General features: G+C 63.5%; 16 protein-coding genes. 11 read left to right on the top strand and 5 right to left on the bottom strand.

Features of this window, described 5'->3' with window-relative positions:
- Positions 1-152 precede the first annotated feature (152 nt).
- On the bottom strand, positions 153-3,752 hold the full coding sequence (gene mfd, locus VGD45_RS10845; protein WP_331155316.1) for a transcription-repair coupling factor: 3,600 nt from the start codon (positions 3,750-3,752) through the stop codon (positions 153-155).
- Positions 3,753-3,905: 153 nt separating this feature from the next.
- Positions 3,906-4,214, bottom strand: coding sequence for a hypothetical protein (locus VGD45_RS10840; RefSeq protein ID WP_331155315.1), 309 nt, complete (start codon positions 4,212-4,214; stop codon positions 3,906-3,908).
- Positions 4,215-4,413: 199 nt separating this feature from the next.
- On the opposite strand from VGD45_RS10840, the gene VGD45_RS10835 reads away from it, so the two are divergent.
- The 3 genes from VGD45_RS10835 to lolD are packed head-to-tail and all read left to right on the top strand — an operon-like array spanning position 4,414 to position 7,628.
- Entirely contained in the window at positions 4,414-5,679 is a 1,266-nt protein-coding gene (locus VGD45_RS10835) for a lipoprotein-releasing ABC transporter permease subunit (protein WP_331155314.1), read from the top strand.
- Positions 5,672-6,919, top strand: coding sequence for a lipoprotein-releasing ABC transporter permease subunit (locus VGD45_RS10830; protein WP_331155313.1), 1,248 nt, complete (start codon positions 5,672-5,674; stop codon positions 6,917-6,919). The genes VGD45_RS10835 and VGD45_RS10830 overlap by 8 nt, the downstream gene beginning before the upstream one ends.
- Before the next feature lie 31 nt (positions 6,920-6,950).
- The gene (gene lolD, locus VGD45_RS10825; protein WP_331155312.1) at positions 6,951-7,628 is read left to right on the top strand and encodes a lipoprotein-releasing ABC transporter ATP-binding protein LolD; all 678 of its coding nucleotides are present in this window, start codon (positions 6,951-6,953) and stop codon (positions 7,626-7,628) included.
- Positions 7,629-7,630: 2 nt separating this feature from the next.
- Here lolD and VGD45_RS10820 read toward each other — a convergent pair whose 3' ends face one another.
- On the bottom strand, positions 7,631-8,173 hold the full coding sequence (locus VGD45_RS10820) for a DUF2062 domain-containing protein (RefSeq protein ID WP_331155311.1): 543 nt from the start codon (positions 8,171-8,173) through the stop codon (positions 7,631-7,633).
- Positions 8,174-8,305: 132 nt separating this feature from the next.
- Between VGD45_RS10820 and VGD45_RS10815 the strand changes: the two genes are divergently transcribed.
- The 7 genes from VGD45_RS10815 (at position 8,306) to kdsB (ending at position 15,554) form a co-directional block, all read left to right on the top strand.
- On the top strand, positions 8,306-10,627 hold the full coding sequence (locus VGD45_RS10815) for a DNA internalization-related competence protein ComEC/Rec2 (protein WP_331155310.1): 2,322 nt from the start codon (positions 8,306-8,308) through the stop codon (positions 10,625-10,627).
- Between the two features lie 74 nt (positions 10,628-10,701).
- On the top strand, positions 10,702-11,319 hold the full coding sequence (locus VGD45_RS10810) for a MotA/TolQ/ExbB proton channel family protein (protein WP_331155309.1): 618 nt from the start codon (positions 10,702-10,704) through the stop codon (positions 11,317-11,319).
- Positions 11,316-11,753, top strand: coding sequence for a biopolymer transporter ExbD (locus tag VGD45_RS10805; protein ID WP_331155308.1), 438 nt, complete (start codon positions 11,316-11,318; stop codon positions 11,751-11,753). The genes VGD45_RS10810 and VGD45_RS10805 overlap by 4 nt, the downstream gene beginning before the upstream one ends.
- A gap of 18 nt (positions 11,754-11,771) precedes the next feature.
- Positions 11,772-13,535, top strand: coding sequence for a lipid A export permease/ATP-binding protein MsbA (gene msbA, locus VGD45_RS10800; RefSeq protein ID WP_331155307.1), 1,764 nt, complete (start codon positions 11,772-11,774; stop codon positions 13,533-13,535).
- A gap of 2 nt (positions 13,536-13,537) precedes the next feature.
- Entirely contained in the window at positions 13,538-14,563 is a 1,026-nt protein-coding gene (gene lpxK / locus VGD45_RS10795; RefSeq protein ID WP_331155306.1) for a tetraacyldisaccharide 4'-kinase, read from the top strand.
- A 30-nt stretch (positions 14,564-14,593) separates the two neighbouring features.
- Positions 14,594-14,782: a Trm112 family protein gene (locus VGD45_RS10790; protein WP_331155305.1), complete on the top strand. Its 189-nt coding sequence runs from the start codon at positions 14,594-14,596 to the stop codon at positions 14,780-14,782.
- 1 nt (position 14,783) lies between these two features.
- On the top strand, positions 14,784-15,554 hold the full coding sequence (gene kdsB / locus VGD45_RS10785) for a 3-deoxy-manno-octulosonate cytidylyltransferase (RefSeq protein ID WP_331155304.1): 771 nt from the start codon (positions 14,784-14,786) through the stop codon (positions 15,552-15,554).
- A gap of 3 nt (positions 15,555-15,557) precedes the next feature.
- On the opposite strand, the gene VGD45_RS10780 is transcribed toward kdsB, so the two are convergent.
- Positions 15,558-15,752 carry a hypothetical protein gene (locus tag VGD45_RS10780; RefSeq protein WP_331155303.1) on the bottom strand — a complete coding sequence of 65 codons (195 nt, stop codon included), beginning with the start codon at positions 15,750-15,752 and terminating at the stop codon, positions 15,558-15,560.
- Positions 15,753-15,899: 147 nt separating this feature from the next.
- On the opposite strand from VGD45_RS10780, the gene VGD45_RS10775 reads away from it, so the two are divergent.
- On the top strand, positions 15,900-16,391 hold the full coding sequence (locus VGD45_RS10775) for a low molecular weight protein-tyrosine-phosphatase (protein WP_331155302.1): 492 nt from the start codon (positions 15,900-15,902) through the stop codon (positions 16,389-16,391).
- 76 nt (positions 16,392-16,467) lie between these two features.
- On the opposite strand, the gene VGD45_RS10770 is transcribed toward VGD45_RS10775, so the two are convergent.
- The coding region (locus tag VGD45_RS10770; protein WP_331155301.1) for a ribonuclease E/G at positions 16,468-18,324 on the bottom strand (1,857 nt) is incomplete at its 5' end.

The following is an 18,324-nucleotide window of genomic DNA, read 5'->3' as shown; positions in this document are numbered from 1 at the left end:
GTGTTCTCCCGGCAATTGGGATCAACATGGACGTTGACCCAATAGCGCTACATGGACGTACGAGCAGGCGACACGCGTACAGCGTGGCGAGGCGGGTGCAGCGGTGCCGGGAGGACACTTCCCCCCGACAGCCGCCGCGAGCCACCGACGCTTCATCGCTTGAAACGTTTACCCGACCCAGATTTGTAACTCACCGTCGGCTTGGGCGGCGGCGTCTTGGGCTGATTGGTTTTGGCGACAGCGGTGGCGATGGTTTTTTCGCGAGCCTTTTCTGCCGCCAGCTCGGCTGGAGTCGGAGATGTGCGGCTCAGCTCGGTGAGCAACTGCTCCACGGCGGTGAAACGCAGCTCCTCCTGCTCGAGGTTCATGGTGAACTTGAGCTTGTTGCCGCCTTCCAGGCGATGGGTGCGCGAGTTTCGCTGAACGAAGCGGATCAGCGCGCCGGGCTCGACCTTGGTGTCGCTCTCGAACGTAACCGAGCCGCCGCCAAAACCGATGTCGATCTTGCGCAGGCCCAATGCACGCGCCGTTTGTTTGAACTCGGCGATGCGGAACAGGTTCTTCGCCGGCGGCGGCAGCAGACCGAAGCGATCGATCATCTCCACCTGCAGCTCGCGTAACTCTTCAGGCGTCTTGGCCGCAGCGATGCGCTTGTACAGCACGAGCCGCAGATGCACGTCCGGCAGATATTCATCCGGCAGCAACGACGGCGCATGCAGATCCACTTCGGGCCCTTGATGCATGGGCTCATCGAGCTGCGGCACCTTGCCCGACTTCAGCGCATTCACCGCGCGCTCCAGCATTTCCATATACAGCGCGTAACCGATCTCCTGGATCTGTCCGCTCTGTTCCTCGCCCAGCAGTTCGCCGGCGCCGCGGATTTCCAAGTCGTGCGTGGCGAGCGTGAAGCCCGCGCCGAGATCTTCGAGCGACTCGATGGCTTCGAGACGTTTCACCGCATCCGCAGTCATGAGATTGCGCGGCGGCGTCATCAGATATGCATACGCCTGGTGATGCGAGCGACCGACGCGTCCGCGCAGCTGATGTAGCTGCGCAAGACCCAGCTTGTCGGCGCGATCGATGATGATCGTGTTCGCCGACGGCACGTCGATGCCGCTCTCGACGATGGTGGTACACACCAGCAGATTGGAGCGCTGGTGGTAGAAGTCGAGCATCACTTGTTCCAGCTCACGTTCCCGCATCTGGCCATGGCCGACAGCGATGCGCGCTTCAGGCACCAATTCTGCGAGCGTACGCGCCGTCTTCTCGATGGTATCGACGCTGTTGTGCAGGAAATAAATCTGTCCGCCGCGGCGGAGCTCACGAAGGCAGGCCTCGCGAATGGTGGCGGTATCCCATTGCGACACGAAGGTCTTGATGGACAGTCGCGACACGGGCGGAGTCGTAATCAACGAAAGCTCGCGCAAGCCGCCCATCGCCATGTTCAACGTACGCGGGATCGGCGTGGCCGTGAGCGTCAACACGTCCACTTCCGCCCGGAATTGTTTCAGCTTCTCCTTGTCCTTGACGCCGAAGCGATGCTCTTCGTCGATGATCACCAGGCCGAGACGCGCGAACTTCACGCCCGATTGCAGCAGGCGATGCGTGCCGACGACGATGTCCGTCTGTCCGGACTCGAGCGTTTCCATGACCTGATTGACTTCTTTGGTGGTTCGGAATCGAGACAGCGACTCGACCCGGACCGGCCAATCGGCGAAGCGGTCGGCGAATGTTTGATAGTGCTGTTGCGCCAGCAGCGTGGTGGGCACGAGCACCGCGACCTGCTTGCCCGCCTGCACGGCGACGAACGCGGCGCGTAGCGCGACTTCGGTTTTACCGAAGCCCACGTCGCCGCAGACCACGCGATCCATCGGCCGCCCGCTGCCGAGATCCTCCACCACCGAGCGAATGGCTTGCGCCTGATCGGGCGTTTCTTCGAATTTGAACGCGGCTTCGAACGCGCGCAGATCGTCTTCTGGCACAACCAACTGTTCGCCCTGACGCGCGGCACGACGCGAGTACAAATCCAGCAGCTCGGCCGCTGTATCGCGAATGCGCTGCGCAGCCTTCTTTCGCGCCTTTTCCCAAGCATCGCCGCCGAGCTTATGCAGTGGCGCTTGTTCGGCCGGCGCGCCGGTGTAGCGGCTGACGAGATCCAGCGCCTGCACCGGAACGTACAGCTTGTCGCCTTCGGCATATTCGAGCACCAGGAACTCGCTGGTGAGGCCGCCGACATCGAGCGTCGTCAGGCCCACGAAACGGCCGACGCCATATTCCTCGTGCACCACCGGCGAGCCGGCATGCAGGTCGGTGAGGTCGCGAATGATTTTTTCGGGATCGCGCTCGGGCCGGCGGCGACGCCGTTCCTGACGGGCGCGCTCGCCGAACAATTGTTCTTCGGCGATCAGCGCGAGCGGCGGCTCGTCCAGCTGCAAGCCGGTCGAGATGGGCGACACGGTGATCGCCAGTCGTTCCTTGCTGGCGTTGAAGGCGGACCAGCTGTCGATCAGCTGAGGTCGCAAGTGACTCTTGTGCAGCAGATCGATCAGCATCTCGCGACGACCGGCGGATTCGGCGGCCAGCAGCACGCGGCCCTGGAACGAGCCGAGGAAGTTCACCAGCTCGCGCGCGGGCTCTTCGCTGCGTTGATCGACGCGCAAGCTCGGTGGCACGCGAGTCGCGAAATTCTGATAGGGCAGAGTTTGAGTCAGCGGATCCAGCTCGACGCGCGACAACTCGATGCGCCGATACGAAGTCATGCGCTGCATGAACTCCGCGACCGGCATGAACACTTCGCGCGGCAGCAGGATGGGACGATCGACATCGTGCCCGCGCTGCTCGTAACGCGTTTCGACTTCGGTGAACGCCTGAGTCGCCATCGAATCGATCTCGCGCTCGACGGCGATGATGGTGTTCGGCGGCAGATAATCCAGCAGCGTCGCCGTGCGATCGAAGAACAGCGGCAGGTAATATTCGATGCCCGGCGGCGGCGCGCCTTCCGCGATATCGCGATAGATCGACATGCGCGTGAGATCGCCAGGAAAGCGATTGCGGAAGCGGCGCTTGAAGTTCTGGATCCCTTCGGCGGTCAGCGGAAACTCGCGAGCCGGCAGCAACCGCAGGGCGGGCACTTTGTCGCCGGAACGCTGGGTCTCGGCATCGAACTTGCGAATCGATTCGACTTCGTCGTCGAACATGTCGAGGCGATAGGGCGAGTCGCTGCCCATCGGATACAGATCGACGATGGAGCCGCGCACCGCGAACTCGCCTGGCGCCATCACTTGTGAGCTCGCGACGTAGCCCGCGCCGGTCAACCGCTCGCGAAACGCGGCGACATCGAAGGTCTCGCCGGCGCGCAGATCGAAGGCATGCGCGTCGATATAGGCCTGCGGCGGCAATCGCTGCAGCATCGTTTCCAGATCGACGATGACGATGCCCCGAGTCAGTCGGGGCAGCGTCGACAGCAGTCGCAACCGTTGCGAAACGATGTCGGGATGGGGAGAGAACAGGTCGTAAGGCAGCGTCTCCCAGCCGGCAAAAGTTTCAATCGAGGTGCCGGGCTCGCAAAAGAAGCGCAGTTCGTCCTCGGTGCGACTGGCCTGCCGCGCATCGTGCGCGATCACCAGGAGCGGGCCGGAGGATTTGCGCGCGGCCTCGGCTAACCAGAGGGAAGTCGCGGAGCCGTAGAGCTGGCCCCAACGAACTTGCAGTTGCGCACGGCTGGGAAGAAGCGGACGTTCGGAGTCGGTCATCGGCTCGTCTAATGGGGCGCTTGGGCGCCCATTCCAATAGAAATGGCCAAATAGCGGACACTCGGGCCGACGCCCGCAGGCGTCCCCGAAGAGCCGACGACTCTACCAGAGCGGGACTTGCGCCGGAGGCGCAGATCGAATCAGGGACGTGGGTTAGCCCACGCCCACTGTATGGATGACGTACTGATGCTCGAAATAGACCACGAAGCCGGGGTATTCCCAGCGGGTGATCGGCGGTTCGCCGACAGCCGGGGCGCGGTTGGTGGGCGCGCCGAAGGTCGCTTCGACCTTTTCCATGGACATGCCGCGGGCGGGGCGGTTGGCCTGCTCGCCGGCAGTCGGGGCGGGAGGGGTGGTCAGCTCGTCGGCGGACGCAGACGAGGCGGCGGCGATGGCGAGGGCCAGGCCGGCCACCAGCTGTGGCAGCTTGCTACGCAATTTCGGGCGAATCTGAAAGCTCATGCACCCTCCCAAACGGGATTCCTTTACGGCCCCACTTTTGATCGTGCGCCAGAGGCGCAACGCAGGACCGCCGGGACTCTATAGCAGCCCTTACATAAGGGCCAAGCACGAGGCCCCGATTTGTTGTCCCAGTTCACATTTCAGGGCCAGTTTCCATAAGGACCGGGGCAGGGTAGCCTTGCGCGCCCAAAGGAGAGACATGTTCCACCCCCTGCCGCTCTACATCGGGCTGCGCTACGTGCGCAGCCGCAGTCAAGGCTTCTTCGTCTCATTCATCAGTTGGGTTTCGATGCTGGGCATTTGCGTCGGGGTGTCGGCGCTGATCACGGTCATTTCGGTCATGAACGGGCTGGAGGGCGAAATGCGCGGCCGCCTGCTGAGCCTGGCCTCTCACGCCACCCTGTCCGGCGAACCTGAACAACTGAAGGACTGGCCGGTCATCGCGGACCGGATTCGCAAGGAAGAGGGCGTCGTCGGCGTCGCGCCCTATACCGAACTGCAGGGCATGATCGGCCGGGGCGAGGATATGCGCGCCGCGCTGATTCGCGGCGTCGATCCCGAATTCGAGCCGCAGGTCTCCGATGTCGCCGCTCATATGCAGGTGGGCAGCTTCAGCGATCTCATCCCGGGCGAGCAGCACATCATTCTTGGCTCCGGGCTCGCGTATGCGCTCGATGCGCGCGTGGGTGACGAGATCACCGTGCTCGTGCCCGCGATGTCGAACGGCGGTGAAGGCGCCATCGCTGGCATCGACCTGAAGCCGCGCATTCAGAATTTCATCGTCAGTGGCGTGTTCGAAGCCGGCGCGCAGGAGCTCGACAACATGCTCGGCCTGGTTCATCTCCAGGACGCCTCCGGGCTCGCCGGCACGCACGGAATTCCCGGCGGGCTGCGATTGAAGTTCAACGACATCTTCGCCGCGCCAGTGCGCTCGCCGCAGATCAATCAGGCGCTCGGCGGCCAATTCAAAGTGAGCGATTGGTCCATCGAAAACGCCAGCTACTTCCGCGCCGTGCGCATCGAGAAGACCATGATGAGCTTGATCCTGATGCTCATCGTAGCGGTGGCCGCATTCAACATCGTTGCGGCGCTGGTGATGGTCGTGAACGAGAAGCGCACCGATATCGCGATTCTGCGCACCGTGGGTATGACGCCGCGTGATGTCATCGGCGTGTTCATGACCCAAGGCGTGCTCATAGGCTGGTTCGGCGCGCTGCTGGGCCTCATCGTCGGCCTGCTGCTCGCATTCAACGTCGGCACCATCGTGCCGTTCCTAGAAGGGCTGGCGGGCACGAAGGTGTTCGATCCCACCGTGTTCGTGATCTCCGATATGCCTTCGGAAGTGCAGTGGCCGCAGGTCGCCGCCATCACGCTCACGGCCCTGGTGCTCACTGTGCTCGCGACGATCTATCCGTCGCTGCGTGGCGCCGCGACCGAGCCGGCGGAAGCGTTGCGCTATGAGTAAGCGTTACGAGTTCCTCATCGGCCGCCGTTATCTGCGCTCCAATCGCGGCAACCGGTTCGTTTCCTTCATTTCCACGATCTCCATGCTCGGCATCGCCATCGGCGTGGCAGTGCTCATCGTGGTGCTGTCGGTGATGAATGGCTTCGAGCAGGAGGTGCGCGGCCGCATTCTGAGTCTCACCTCGCATGCTTCGATCAGCGCCTTCGGCTCCGGCCTGCCGGACTGGGAGGGCACGGCCGCGAAGATCGGCGAGCATCCCGATGTGGTGGCGTCCGCTCCATACATCGAAGCGCAGGCGTTGCTGATCTCGGGCTCCAAGAGCAGCGGCGCGATGATCACAGGCGTGCTGGCCGACTACGAACGCAAAGTAACCTCGATCACCGAGAAGATGGCGTCCGGCTCGTTCGACGAGCTGAAGGCCGGCAGCTACGGCATCGTGCTGGGCTCGGAGCTGGCGAAAGAGCTTGGAGTCTCGCTGGGAGATCGCGTGATCGTCGTGACATCGCAGCGGAACACGACGCCTGTCGGAGTGATGCCGCGCCACCGTGGCTTCAAGGTGGTCGGCATTTTCAACGCCGCCATGTACGAGTTCGATCGCAACATGGCGTACGTGAACATGGAGGACGCGGCGCGACTGTATCGCATGGGCGATCAGGTCACCGGCGTGCGCTTGAAGCTCACGGATATGTTCCTCGCGCCTCAGTTGGTGCGCGAGCTGGCGCTGTCGCTCGGCGGCGGTTATTACATCGACGACTGGACGCGCAAGCACGCCAATTTCTTCCGCTCCATTCAGCTCACCAAGTCGGCGATGTTTCTGATCCTGCTGTTGGTGGTGGCGGTGGCGGCGTTCAATATCGTGTCCACGCTGGTGATGGTGGTGAAGGACAAACGCGCCGACATCGCCATCCTGCGCACTATCGGCGCTTCGCCGCGGGGCATCCTGAAGATCTTCATCACGCAGGGGACGACCATCGGTTTCATCGGCACCGTCGCGGGCGTCGCGCTGGGCGTGCTGATCTCGGTGAATCTGGAAACATTGATCCACGCGCTGGAAGCGGTGCTGGGCATGCACTTCCTGGACGCCAAGGTCTATTACATCAGCGACCTGCCGGCCACGGTGCAATGGCCGGATGTGATCAAGATCAGTCTGACGACGTTCCTGCTGTGCTCTCTGTCGACGCTGTACCCGGCATGGCGCGCTGCGCGCACTCAGCCCGCGCAGGCGCTGCGGCATGATTGAGAACAAACCCAAAGAAATCGCTAGAGAAACCATGTCCGAACCGGTTTTGGCCTGTAACAATCTGACCAAACATTTCCAGCAGGGCGACACCCGCGTGGAAGTGCTCAAAGGTATCGACCTTGCGATCCATCCGGGCGAGCGCGTCGCGATCGTCGGCGCGTCCGGCTCGGGCAAGACCACTCTGCTGCAGCTGTTGGGCGGGCTGGATCTGCCCACCTCGGGCACGGTGAGCATCGCGGGTCAGCAGATCAATCAGCTCTCGGACAAGGAGCGCGGCGATCTGCGCAATCGGGCGATGGGCTTCGTGTATCAGTTCCATCACCTGCTGCCCGAATTCACAGCCTTGGAGAACGTCGCCATGCCGCTGCTGATTCGGCGCGTGTCGGTCGCAGAGGCGCGCGCGCAGGCGAAACAGTTGTTGGAGCGCGTGGGCTTGGGCGCGCGGCTCGAACATCGCCCAGGGCAGCTTTCCGGCGGTGAACGCCAGCGCGCGGCTGTCGCGCGAGCCTTGGTGACGAAGCCGCCCGTGGTGCTCGCCGATGAGCCCACCGGCAATCTCGATGGTGCGAACGCGCGGCAGGTGTTCGAACTGATGCTGGAGCTCAATCGCGAGCTCGGCACCGCGCTGATCATCGTGACTCACGCCCCGGAGCTGGCTGCCCAACTGCAGCGTTCGCTGACGCTAACCGACGGCAAGCTGCATTCGTAACGCTATTTCTCGCCTTTCAACGAACTTTTCGCGTTCGTGGCGCCCTTGCGCTCGTGATATTTGAGCACCAGGCTGAGATGCCACACGCCGCCGAGTAACACGTAGCCGCTGACCGCCGCGGCCGAGCCGAGCACGAGGCATCCCAGCAGGAACGGTTTCCAGATGGGGATCAGCGCCGTGGTCAGCCACTCCCAGCTCATGTCGAAGGCGATGTTGCTGCCGGAGATGCCGAGCAGACTGCAGCCTACCCAGTAAGCGCCCATGTACATGGGCACCATGGTGAACGGATTCGCCAGAAAGGTGCCGACGATCGCGGCCGGCACGTTCAACCGCAGCGCCAGTGCGAGCAGGGTCGCGAGCAGAAAGTGGACGGGGATCGGCACGAATGCGATCAGCAGACCGAGCGCGAACGCGCGCGTGACGCTGCGACGATTCAGGCTCCAGTACACCGGATGTTCCAGCAGCAGACGGAACGGCCGCATGAACCAGCGTTCCTTCCAGCGGTGACGCTGGCGGCTCAGTGGCTTGAAGAGTTGTCTTGGCATGCGGTGGGGTGGGCGAGGAGCGGGCGACGATTATCTCAGCGGCGGCGGTCCGTCGCGATGGTTTCTTCAGGTGTGCGTGGTGAGTTTCCCGCGCACTCGGAGGGCGAACTGGCGCACGCGCAAGGAGGCGCAATGGGTGCGATTGCCTTGGCGTTTCTTGCGGGTCATTGCGTCGTGCATAGCTTGGCGAGGCTGCCGAGTCCCGCCGGGCTGGCGATGCTCGCACTCGCACTGCTGATGACGCTCGCGAGCGGGCGGCTCGCGGCGCGCTGGCCGGGCGGATCTGCATTTCGAACGGCGGTGGCGGGGGCGCTGCTGGGTGTGTCGTGGGCGTGGAGTCATGCAGCGCTACGCCTGGCGGACGATTTGCCGCCGGCGCTCGAAGGTCGGGATCTTGCCGTCCGTGGCTTCATCGCGTCGTTGCCCGATTCGAGCGTGGATCCTCAGTTTGTGTTCGAAGTCATCGATGCTGCGGACGACGTGCCCGCGCGTCTGCGCCTGACGTGGTTTCGCGCGCCCGCTACGCCGCAGCCTGGCGAAGAGTGGCAGCTCACCGTTCGATTGAAACGTCGCAACGGGTTCGCCAATCCGGGCGGATTCGATTACGAAGGTTATTTGTTTCGTGAAGGTCTGGGCGCGACTGGCTACGTGCGCGAGGCCGAAAGCAATCGTCGCATCGAAGGTCCGGCGGAGGGCTATGTAATTGCCCGAGTGCGAGCGTGGATCGGGACGCGCATCGCCGATGCCGTCGGCGGGCACGAGATGCTCGGTGTATTGCAGGGACTGGCGATTGGCGACACGCGCGCCATGACCGTGGAGCAGTGGCGCGTATTCGCTGCTACCGGCACAACTCATTTGATGGCGATCTCGGGTTTGCATATCGGCATGGTCGCCATGCTCGCGGCCTGGTGCGGTGGAAACATTGTTCGCTGGCGTCGTGCGCAATCGCTCGGTCTTACAGCCATGCATGGTCAGGTGCTCGCGGGCCTGTCGGCGGCGGTGATCTACTCGGTGCTCGCCGGATTGTCCGTTCCCACCCAGCGTACTCTGGTGATGCTATGTATTTATTTCGGCCTGCGCTGGGGGCGTCGAACGCTCGCCATCGGCCGCTCGCTGAGTCTGGCCTTGATAGTGATTCTGCTACTCGATCCTTTCGCGCCGTTGGCAGTAGGCGCGTGGCTGTCGTTCGTCGCGGTGCTGGTGATTTTGATGGCCACTTCAGGCCGCGTGGTCCGGGAAAGCGCGATCGTCAGCTTCGGGCGCGTGCAACTGGCCGTGACCATCGGATTGATTCCGGTCTTGCTGGTGGCTTTTGGCAACTTGTCCCTGGTGGCGCCGCTTGCGAATGCCGTCGCCGCTCCCGCATTCACACTGTTGATCGTGCCGGGCGTGTTGCTCGGAACGCTCGCGGCGACCATACATTCGGCCGCCGGTGCGCTGCTGCTCGAATTCCCGACGATGCTATTGGAGGCGGGCTGGCCATTGCTGGAATGGCTGGCGCGACATCCGTTGGCCGTTTGGCACGCGCCGCAGCCGTCGCTTCCCGTGTTCATCGCATTGCTGGCGGGCGTCTCTTTGTTGATGCTGCCGGCCATCTGGCCCCTGCGAGTGGCGGGCGCGGTCCTGTGTCTGCCGATGATGTTTTATCGCGCGCCCACTCCGGCGCCAGGCACATTCGAACTGACCGTGCTCGATGTGGGGCAGGGGCTCGCGGTCGTCGTGCGAACTCATTCGCACGCGCTTCTATATGACACCGGCCCGGCGTTTCAATCGGGTCGCAGCGCCGCCGAACTCGCGGTGCTGCCATTTCTACGTCACGCCGACGTGCGCCGTCTCGACATGCTGATGGTGAGTCACGGCGATCAGGATCACAGCGGCGGCCTGCTCGATGTGCTCGCGGCCTTGCCAGTGCGAGCTGTGTTCGTCGGCGCATCGGTGAGGCAGGCGCCGCCGGGCAAGGTCGAGTGCCGGCGTGGGCAGCAATGGCAATGGGACGATGTGACCTTCATGGTCCTGCATCCCGAGCCGGATTCCGGAGCGCAGACTGAATCCCGACGCCGCAACGACGGCTCGTGCGTGCTGTCGATTCGAGGCCGCGACGGTTCAGCATTGTTGACCGGCGACATCGAAGCCGACGCCGAACGCGAGCTGCTGGAGCGCGGCCTGTCGACGGCGAGCGTGGCGGTCGCGCCTCATCACGGCAGTGACACTTCGTCGAGTTCGCTATTCGTCGCCGCCGTGCGACCGGATGTGACAATTTTTTCCACCGGCTATCGCAATCGCTGGAATTTCCCACGTCCGGCTGTGGTCGAACGCTGGCGAGCCGCGGGCGCGCGCACCTACGAAACCAGCGCCAGCGGCGCGCTCCACGTGCGTTTCGTCCCTCACGAGGGACGAGTCGTCGCCCAACTTTTTGAGCAGCGTCACACACGGCGACGTTACTGGACCCGGTAATGATGCCCCTGCGACGAAAGCTGCTAACATGCGGCGAATAACCCGGCTCCTTACACACGGTCGCTCACACACTCATGTTCGAAATCGTGAAAGCCGGCGGCATCATGATGGGGCCCATCATTCTCGCCTCCATCGTGACCGCAGCCATTTTTCTGGAACGTCTCTGGACCCTGCAGACCAAGCGAGTCCTGCCCGCCGAGCTCACCGAAAAGGTGTGGAAGTGGGTGGAGCAGCAGCAGATCCAGGACAAGCACATCGCCGCGCTTCAGCAGAACTCGCCGCTCGGCAAGATTCTCGCGGCGGGCCTGGCCAATCGCTTTCGCGATCGCGTCGTGATCCGCGAAGCCATCGAAGACACCGGCCGGCACGTGGTGCACGAGCTGGACCGCTTCATCGGCACGCTCGGCACCATCGCGTCGCTGTCGCCGCTGATGGGCCTGCTCGGCACCGTGTTCGGCATGATCCGCACCTTCAACGCCATCACCACCGCCGGCATCGGCAACCCGGCCAGCCTGGCGGGCGGCATCGCCGAGGCGCTGATCACCACCGCTGCGGGCCTTACGGTCGCGATTCCGGCGCTGCTGGCTTATAAGTATCTGCGGGGCCGCGTGCAGACGCTGGTGGTGCAGATGGAAAAAGAAGCCATCAAGCTGGTCGAGGCGTTGGAAGCCCAGGCGAGAGAGATGGCATGAACCTGCGGCCGAAGGACCACGAAGAACCGGAAATGAACCTCACGTCGCTGATCGACGTGGTGTTGCTGCTGCTGATTTTTTTCATGGTCTCGACCACCTTCGTGGACGAGTCGCGCATCAAGCTGCAATTGCCTCAGGCCAGCAACGAGCCGGCGGCGGAGCAGAAGAAGGATCCCATCGAGGTGGCCGTGACCGCCACCGGCGAGTATCGCGTCAACGGTCAGGTGCTGATCAACACCAGCCCCTCGACGCTGTCGGCCGCGGTTTCCAAGCTGGCCGGCGAGCGCCGGGATCTGCCCGTCACCATCCGCGCCGATGCCCGCAGCACGCATCAATCCGTGGTCACGGCCATGGACGTGCTCGGCCGCCTCGGCTTCAAAGCCATCAGTATTGCCACCGTCAACGATCAGAGCACTTCGGCCGCGGCCCAATAGCGACTACACTACGCGACCATGTCACCTCCCGATCGCGGCTCGAAGGCCCCCATTCCAGCCGACGCTTGGCGCACTTATAGACGGCTGATCGGTTATCTGCGTCCTCACCGCGGCATGTTCGCGCTGGGGATGCTCGGCGCCATCGTGTTCTCGATCAGCATGGTGAGCTTCACGGCGTTCGCCAAAGTGTTCGGCGACGGCACTTTCGAGAATCGCGATCCGCGCACCATCGTCTGGCTGCCCCTGGCCCTGATCGGTTTGTTCCTGCTGCGCGGTCTGGGCGATTTCACCCAGACGTACTGCATGGGCTATGTCGGGCGGCGCATCGTCAAGCGCCTGCGCGGGCAGATCTTCGAACGGATCGTGAGCTTGCCGGTGAGCTATTTCGATCGCAACTCGAGCAGCGTGCTGCTGACCAAGCTCACCCACAACACCGAGCAGATCGGCCAGGCGGCCACCGATTCGGTCCTGATCACGCTGCGCGAGGCGCTGACCATCGTCGGCTCCATCGTCGCCTTGTTTTATTTCAACGCGCGGCTCGCGGCCATCGCGCTCATCATGGGCCCGCTGGTGGCCTGGCTGATCGGCATCATCAACAAGAAGTTCCGCCGTTACAGCCACCGCATTCAGGATTCGATGGGCGACATCACGCGCATCGCCAAGGAAACATTGGATGCGCCGCGCGTCATCAAGGTGTACAACGCGGAGAATTACCAGGCCGCGCAGTTCGAAGGCGTGAACGAGCACAACCGCCGCTCGCATATGCGCCTGGTGCTCACCAAGGGCCTGTCCAATCCAGTGGTGCAGATGGTCACGGCCACCGGCTCGGCCATCGTGCTGTCCATCGCCATCGCCGATGCCATAGCCGGGCGCCAGAGCATGGGCGATCTGCTGGCGTTCTTCGTCGCGCTGGTCGGCATCGCGCAGCCGCTGCGCTCGCTGGTCGGCGTGTCCGGCCCGCTGCAGCAGGGCATCGCGGCGGGGCAGAGCATTTTTCAACTCATCGACGAGCATCAGGAGCCGCAGGGCGGCGATCGGGTCGTGGCGCAAGCGCGCGGCGAGATCGAGTACCAGAATGTTTCCTTCGCTTATCCCACGGGCGATGCGACGAAGCTGCACGGCGTGAATTTGAAGGTGTCCGCGGGCGAGAGAGTGGCCATCGTCGGCAAGACCGGCAGCGGCAAGTCCACGCTCGTGAATCTGTTGCCTCGCTTCTACGAACCCAATAGCGGCAGCATTCGCCTCGACGGTCACGATATTCGCGAGTACCGGCTGCAGAACCTGCGCGACCAGATCGCGGTGGTCACGCAGGACGTCGTGCTGTTCAACGACACGATTCGCGCCAACATTACTTTCGGCCGCAAGGTGACGGACGAGCAGATCGAACGTGCCGCCGAAGCGGCGCTGGTGACGGAATTCGTGCGTGACTTGCCGGCTGGGCTGGACACCATGGTCGGCGATCGTGGCGTGCTGTTGTCCGGCGGACAGCGCCAGCGCATTTCCATCGCACGCGCCTTGCTGAAAAACGCGCCGATCCTGATTCTGGACGAGGCCACCTCGCAACTCGACTCGGAGTCCGAGCGCATCATTCAGACGGCGCTTGAAAAGTTCATGCAGAACCGGACGACGCTGGTCATCGCGCACCGCCTGTCGACCATAGAGAACGCCGACCGCATCCTGGTCATCGAAGCGGGCACGATCGTCGAAAGCGGCACGCATGCCGAGCTGATCGCGAAACAAGGCGAGTACGCGAAGCTGCATCGGATGCAGTTCAACGTCTGATCGTGGACGCCTTTTTCCAGCGCGTCTGGTACGAGCGTCGATCCCAGTGGTTCTCGCTGCTGCTGTTGCCGCTCTCGTGGCTGTTCGCCATCGTCGCGGCCCTGCGTCGTCTGGCGTATCGAAAAGGGTGGTCGCAATCCTTTCGGGTCACGCGACCGGTCATCGTCGTCGGCAACATCACCGTCGGCGGCACCGGTAAAACTCCCCTGACGATCTGGCTCGCCGAGCAACTGCACTCGCGAGGGCTGCGTGTAGGCATCGTGTTGCGTGGCTATGGCGGCACCTCGACTCAGTGGCCGCGCGATGTGACGAACGAGACATCCGCCGATGAAGTAGGCGATGAGGCCGTACTGCTGGCCACGCGCACGAATGCGCTGGTGGTTGCCGGGCCTGATCGGGTCGCGGACGCGAAGCGAGCCATCGAGCGAGGCGCGCAGGTCATCCTGTGTGATGATGGCTTGCAACACTATCGCCTGGCGCGCGACCTGGAAATTGCTGTGATCGATGAGCGGCGCGGTTTGGGTAACGGCCGACTGCTCCCCTCGGGGCCGCTGCGCGAGCCCGCGACGAGGCTGAACAGCGTCGATTTGAAAGTTTTGACCCGGCGTTCTCAGTCGAGCCAGACGCGAGCGGCCATTCCAAACGCGGTGGTCGCCACTCCTGTGCTCGGGGATGCAGCATCGCTCGGCACGGGAGAACGCCGCTCACTGCAGAGTTTCGTCGGTACCCGGGTGCATGCAATCGCCGGCATCGGCAACCCTCAGGCGTTTTTCGATGCATTGTCGGCGTTGGGCTTGACCGTCGATGCGCACCCGTTGCCGGACCATGCGCGGCTGACCGAAGCCGATCTTTCTTTCCCCGATGGCGCGCCAGTGCTGATGACCGAGAAGGATGCAGTAAAATGCCGGCCCGGGGCCGATGCTTCGCGCCTCGCGAATTGCTGGGCGGTGCGCCTGGACATCGCGATGAGCGAGGCCGACGCGCAGGCCATTCATCGATTGCTCAATCGTGCCCTCGAACCTGGTTGATTGAATTGGACTGAAGTTACCGGAGCGTCCATGGACTCCAAATTGTTAGACATCCTGGCCTGTCCGCTCTGCAAGGGGCCTTTGCAGTACGCGAAGGCGCAGCAACTGCTGGTCTGCCGCGCCGACCGGCTCGCTTATCCGATTCGCGACGGCATCCCCGTCATGCTCGAAGACGAGGCGCGCCAACTGGATCCGACGGATCCCTTGCTGAAGGATTGAAGTGAGTTTCAAGGTCGTGATTCCGGCGCGCTACGCGTCGGCGAGGTTGCCCGCCAAGCCGCTGCTGGATATCGGCGGTCGGCCGATGATTCAGTGGGTCATCGAAAAAGCCGCGCAGAGCGGCGCGGACGAAGTGCTGGTGGCCACCGACGATGAGCGAATCGCCGCGGCCGCCATCGATCCGCGTTCGGGCCGCTCGATCGCGATCATGACCAGCACGAATCATTTGTCGGGCACAGATCGTATCGCCGAAGTTGCAAGCGCGCGCGGCTGGGACAAGCGAACCATCGTCGTGAACGTGCAGGGCGATGAGCCTTTGTTGCCGCCGACGCTGGTGGGGCAGGTGGCCGCTTTGTTGGAACAGCATGGAGATGCGGATATCGCCACGCTCTCGACGCCGGTCATGAGTCTGCACGAGTTTCTCGATCCTAACGTCGTCAAGGTCGTAACAGCGCAGAACGGCACAGCGTTGTATTTCAGTCGCGCACCGATTCCGTGGACGCGCGATGGAGCGCCGCAAGGTTTGACGAGCCAGGTAAATTTCACCGGCGCGCAGCGCCATTTGGGAATCTACGCGTATCGAGTCGATGCGCTACAGCGCGTGACCGCGTTGCCGCCCGCTGAGCTGGAGCTCACTGAAAAATTGGAGCAGCTGCGCGCCTTGCAGGCGGGCATGAAACTAGTGGTTGCGGTTGCATCGACGCCGCCACCGGCGGGCGTGGATACGGAAAGCGACCTCGTTCGCGTGCGCTCGGTGTTGGGCGTCAGCTGAAGCTCACTGATGCTGCGAGACGTTGTTCGCGACCTTGGTGAGCTCTGAGTGGTGCGCCGTCTCCAGCACGTCGCTGTCCCAGCGGATCAGTAAATAACCGAGCTCCATCAGCCGGAGCACCGTACCGTCAGGAAACTCCGGACGGCGATGCGCCCGCACCCGGTCGCCTTCTGCAAAATTGTGCTTCGATGTGGGCACTTGGAAAGTGTCATGAACTTCGCCTCGTTGTACGCAGCCGCTACACGGCCGCCCATCAGCATTTCCGACTAGGGGAGCAGACGTACGCTCGCTCGGCAAGGCGACTACAATGACACGCAGCACGGTCGCGTCGGAGTCACGAGCAACATGGGAACTCGCAGCGTCAAGCGCATCCTCTTTTGTTGTATGGGGAATATTTGCCGTTCGCCCACCGCGGAGGGCGTGTTTCGTCACGTGCTCGCGGAGCAGGCGCCGGAGCTGCAGATCGAGATCGACTCCGCTGGCACGCACGATTATCACGTCGGCGCTCCACCGGATCGTCGCTCCATCGCGGCCGCCAAACGTCGCGGCATCGATTTGTCACAACTGCGCGCCCGCATGGTCGCGGCCGAAGATTTCGCTCACTACGATCTGATCCTCGCGATGGACGAGGACAACCTGCTGGAGTTGCGTCGTCGCGCGCCAGCCATTCACCACGAGCGCATTCGTTTGATGATGGAGTTCGCGCCGAGCGCCGCTTCACGACATGTGCCCGATCCGTACTACGGCGGCGCGCAGGGCTTCGAGGAAGTGCTGGATCTGCTGGAAGAGGCGGCGCGTGGGCTGGTGGCCGAGCTGCGCACCCTGCAGCGGCCGTAAGTCAGAAAACAAACCAGCGCAAACAAAAAGGCCGGCAGTGTTGCTGCCGGCCCTTCGATCCATCGCTCAGCGTCGATTACTCGTCGCGACGCGACGAGCCGCCGCCCCAGGAACTGCTACTGCTGCTGGGCGTAGAGCTCCACACCGTGTACTTCTCGCCACCGCTCGATGCGGCGGGAGCATGTGACTCGGTCTCGCGCGGCTTCGGCGGCGGGGGAGACGCTTCGCTCGAGTGTTCCCGAGGCGCTTCAGTACGCGGTTGAGGCGGTGCTTCCGAGCGCGGCTGCGACTCGGGCCGACTTGGAGCGGAGCTGCCGCCGAAATCGCCGCCACCTCCGCTCGACTCACGAGGCGCGGAGGAAACATTCTCTGCAGGGGAGCCGCCGCCAGCGCCGCCACCATGAGCCTGGCCTTCGCCGCCCTGGCCGCCGACGTTGCCATCATCACCGCCGCGACCGCGACCACGACGACGCCGGCCGCGACGACCGCGACCGCCGCGCTCACCGCGTTCGCCTCTGTCCGAGCGCTCGCCAGAGCGTTGGGCATCGCCTGCAGCGGCAGCTGCAGGAGCAACGCCGTCGGCCGATGCCGGAGCGGCAGCGGGAGCTCGTTGCGGTTGCTGTTGCTTCGCCTGCTGTTGCTGTTGAGGACGACCACCGGCTTCATGGCGACCGCCATCGGCGCCATGTTCGCGCGGCTTGCGATCCTGACGTTGCTGATGACCGCCGTCGCGGCGAGCTTCCTGCGCCGGCTTGTCCGCACGCTGTTCGTGCTTCTCGTGCTTGCCACCGCGATCACGATCTCGCGAGCCGCGGCGATCGCGATCGCCACGGTCACGACCATGACGGCCTTCACCTCGATCGCGACGATGGCTGTCGGTGCGAGGACGCGAACCGTCTCGACGAGCCGGCTCGGCGGCGGGCGCAGTCGGCGTGCCCGTGCCAAAGAAGAAGCGCCACAACTTCACGAAAATACCAATCTGCTCGACCGGCTTCTGCGGAGCCGCGATGGTGGTTTCCATCGCAATCGTCGGCGGTGGCGGAATGGAGGGCACCGTCGATGTCACGACTGCCGGAGCCGCCGCGGCGGCCCGCTCTTCGCGCTTGGCAATGTCATCGGCGGAAGGTTGTGGCGCGACCGGGATCTGATGACTGATTGCAGAGTTTTCCGGCAGGCCGGCCTCGTCGTCACGGACGCGGCGAATTTCGTACGCCGGCGTTTCCATGTACTTGTTCGGCACCATCACCACTTGCACGGCGCTCTTGTGCTCGATGTTGTTCAGCCACTCACGCTTCTCGTTCATGAGATACGTGGCGACTTCCACCGGCAGCTGGGCGATGACTTTGACGGTGCGGTCCTTGCGCGCTTCCTCGCCGATCAGGCGCAACAGCGCCAGCGCCAGCGAATCGACGCTGCGAATCGAGCCCATGCCGTTACAGCGCGGGCAGTTGATGCTGGCGGATTCGCCGATCGACGGACGCAGGCGCTGACGCGACAGCTCCAGCAAGCCAAAGCGGGAGATGCGACCGATCTGAATGCGCGCGCGATCCTGCTTCACTGCATCGCGCAGCCGATCCTCGACGGCGCGCTGATTCTTCTGCGACTCCATGTCGATGAAGTCGATGACGATCAGCCCGCCGATGTCGCGGATGCGCAGCTGCCGCGCGATTTCGTCGGCGGCTTCGAGATTGGTGTTGGTTGCCGTGGTTTCGATATCGGAGCCGCGCGTGGCGCGCGCCGAGTTGATGTCGATGGAAACCAGCGCCTCGGTGTAATCGACGACGATGCTGCCGCCCGATGGCAGCTGCACCTTGTGCGCGTACGCCGACTCGATCTGGCTCTCGATCTGGAAGCGGGTGAAGAGCGCGATGTCGTCGGTGTAGAGCTTCAGGCGGCGCTGCGTGTCCGCCGGGAAGAAGCGCTGCATGTACGC

Origin of the sequence: Steroidobacter sp., assembly GCF_036402275.1 — a bacterium.
Classification (GTDB): domain Bacteria; phylum Pseudomonadota; class Gammaproteobacteria; order Steroidobacterales; family Steroidobacteraceae; genus Steroidobacter.
The sequence above is the reverse complement of the archived record's forward strand: the minus strand, read 5'-3'. Positions and strand labels throughout refer to the sequence as shown.

What these genes read in the sequence shown, in the direction of transcription:
- mfd (WP_331155316.1), bottom strand. Translation starts at nt 3,752, where the DNA reads ATGACCGACTCCGAACGTCCGCTTCTTCCCAGCCGTGCGCAACTGCAA.
- VGD45_RS10840 (WP_331155315.1), bottom strand. Translation starts at nt 4,214, where the DNA reads ATGAGCTTTCAGATTCGCCCGAAATTGCGTAGCAAGCTGCCACAGCTG.
- VGD45_RS10835 (WP_331155314.1), top strand. Translation starts at nt 4,414, where the DNA reads ATGTTCCACCCCCTGCCGCTCTACATCGGGCTGCGCTACGTGCGCAGC.
- VGD45_RS10830 (WP_331155313.1), top strand. Translation starts at nt 5,672, where the DNA reads ATGAGTAAGCGTTACGAGTTCCTCATCGGCCGCCGTTATCTGCGCTCC.
- lolD (WP_331155312.1), top strand. Translation starts at nt 6,951, where the DNA reads ATGTCCGAACCGGTTTTGGCCTGTAACAATCTGACCAAACATTTCCAG.
- VGD45_RS10820 (WP_331155311.1), bottom strand. Translation starts at nt 8,173, where the DNA reads ATGCCAAGACAACTCTTCAAGCCACTGAGCCGCCAGCGTCACCGCTGG.
- VGD45_RS10815 (WP_331155310.1), top strand. Translation starts at nt 8,306, where the DNA reads ATGGGTGCGATTGCCTTGGCGTTTCTTGCGGGTCATTGCGTCGTGCAT.
- VGD45_RS10810 (WP_331155309.1), top strand. Translation starts at nt 10,702, where the DNA reads ATGTTCGAAATCGTGAAAGCCGGCGGCATCATGATGGGGCCCATCATT.
- VGD45_RS10805 (WP_331155308.1), top strand. Translation starts at nt 11,316, where the DNA reads ATGAACCTGCGGCCGAAGGACCACGAAGAACCGGAAATGAACCTCACG.
- msbA (WP_331155307.1), top strand. Translation starts at nt 11,772, where the DNA reads ATGTCACCTCCCGATCGCGGCTCGAAGGCCCCCATTCCAGCCGACGCT.
- VGD45_RS10790 (WP_331155305.1), top strand. Translation starts at nt 14,594, where the DNA reads ATGGACTCCAAATTGTTAGACATCCTGGCCTGTCCGCTCTGCAAGGGG.
- VGD45_RS10775 (WP_331155302.1), top strand. Translation starts at nt 15,900, where the DNA reads ATGGGAACTCGCAGCGTCAAGCGCATCCTCTTTTGTTGTATGGGGAAT.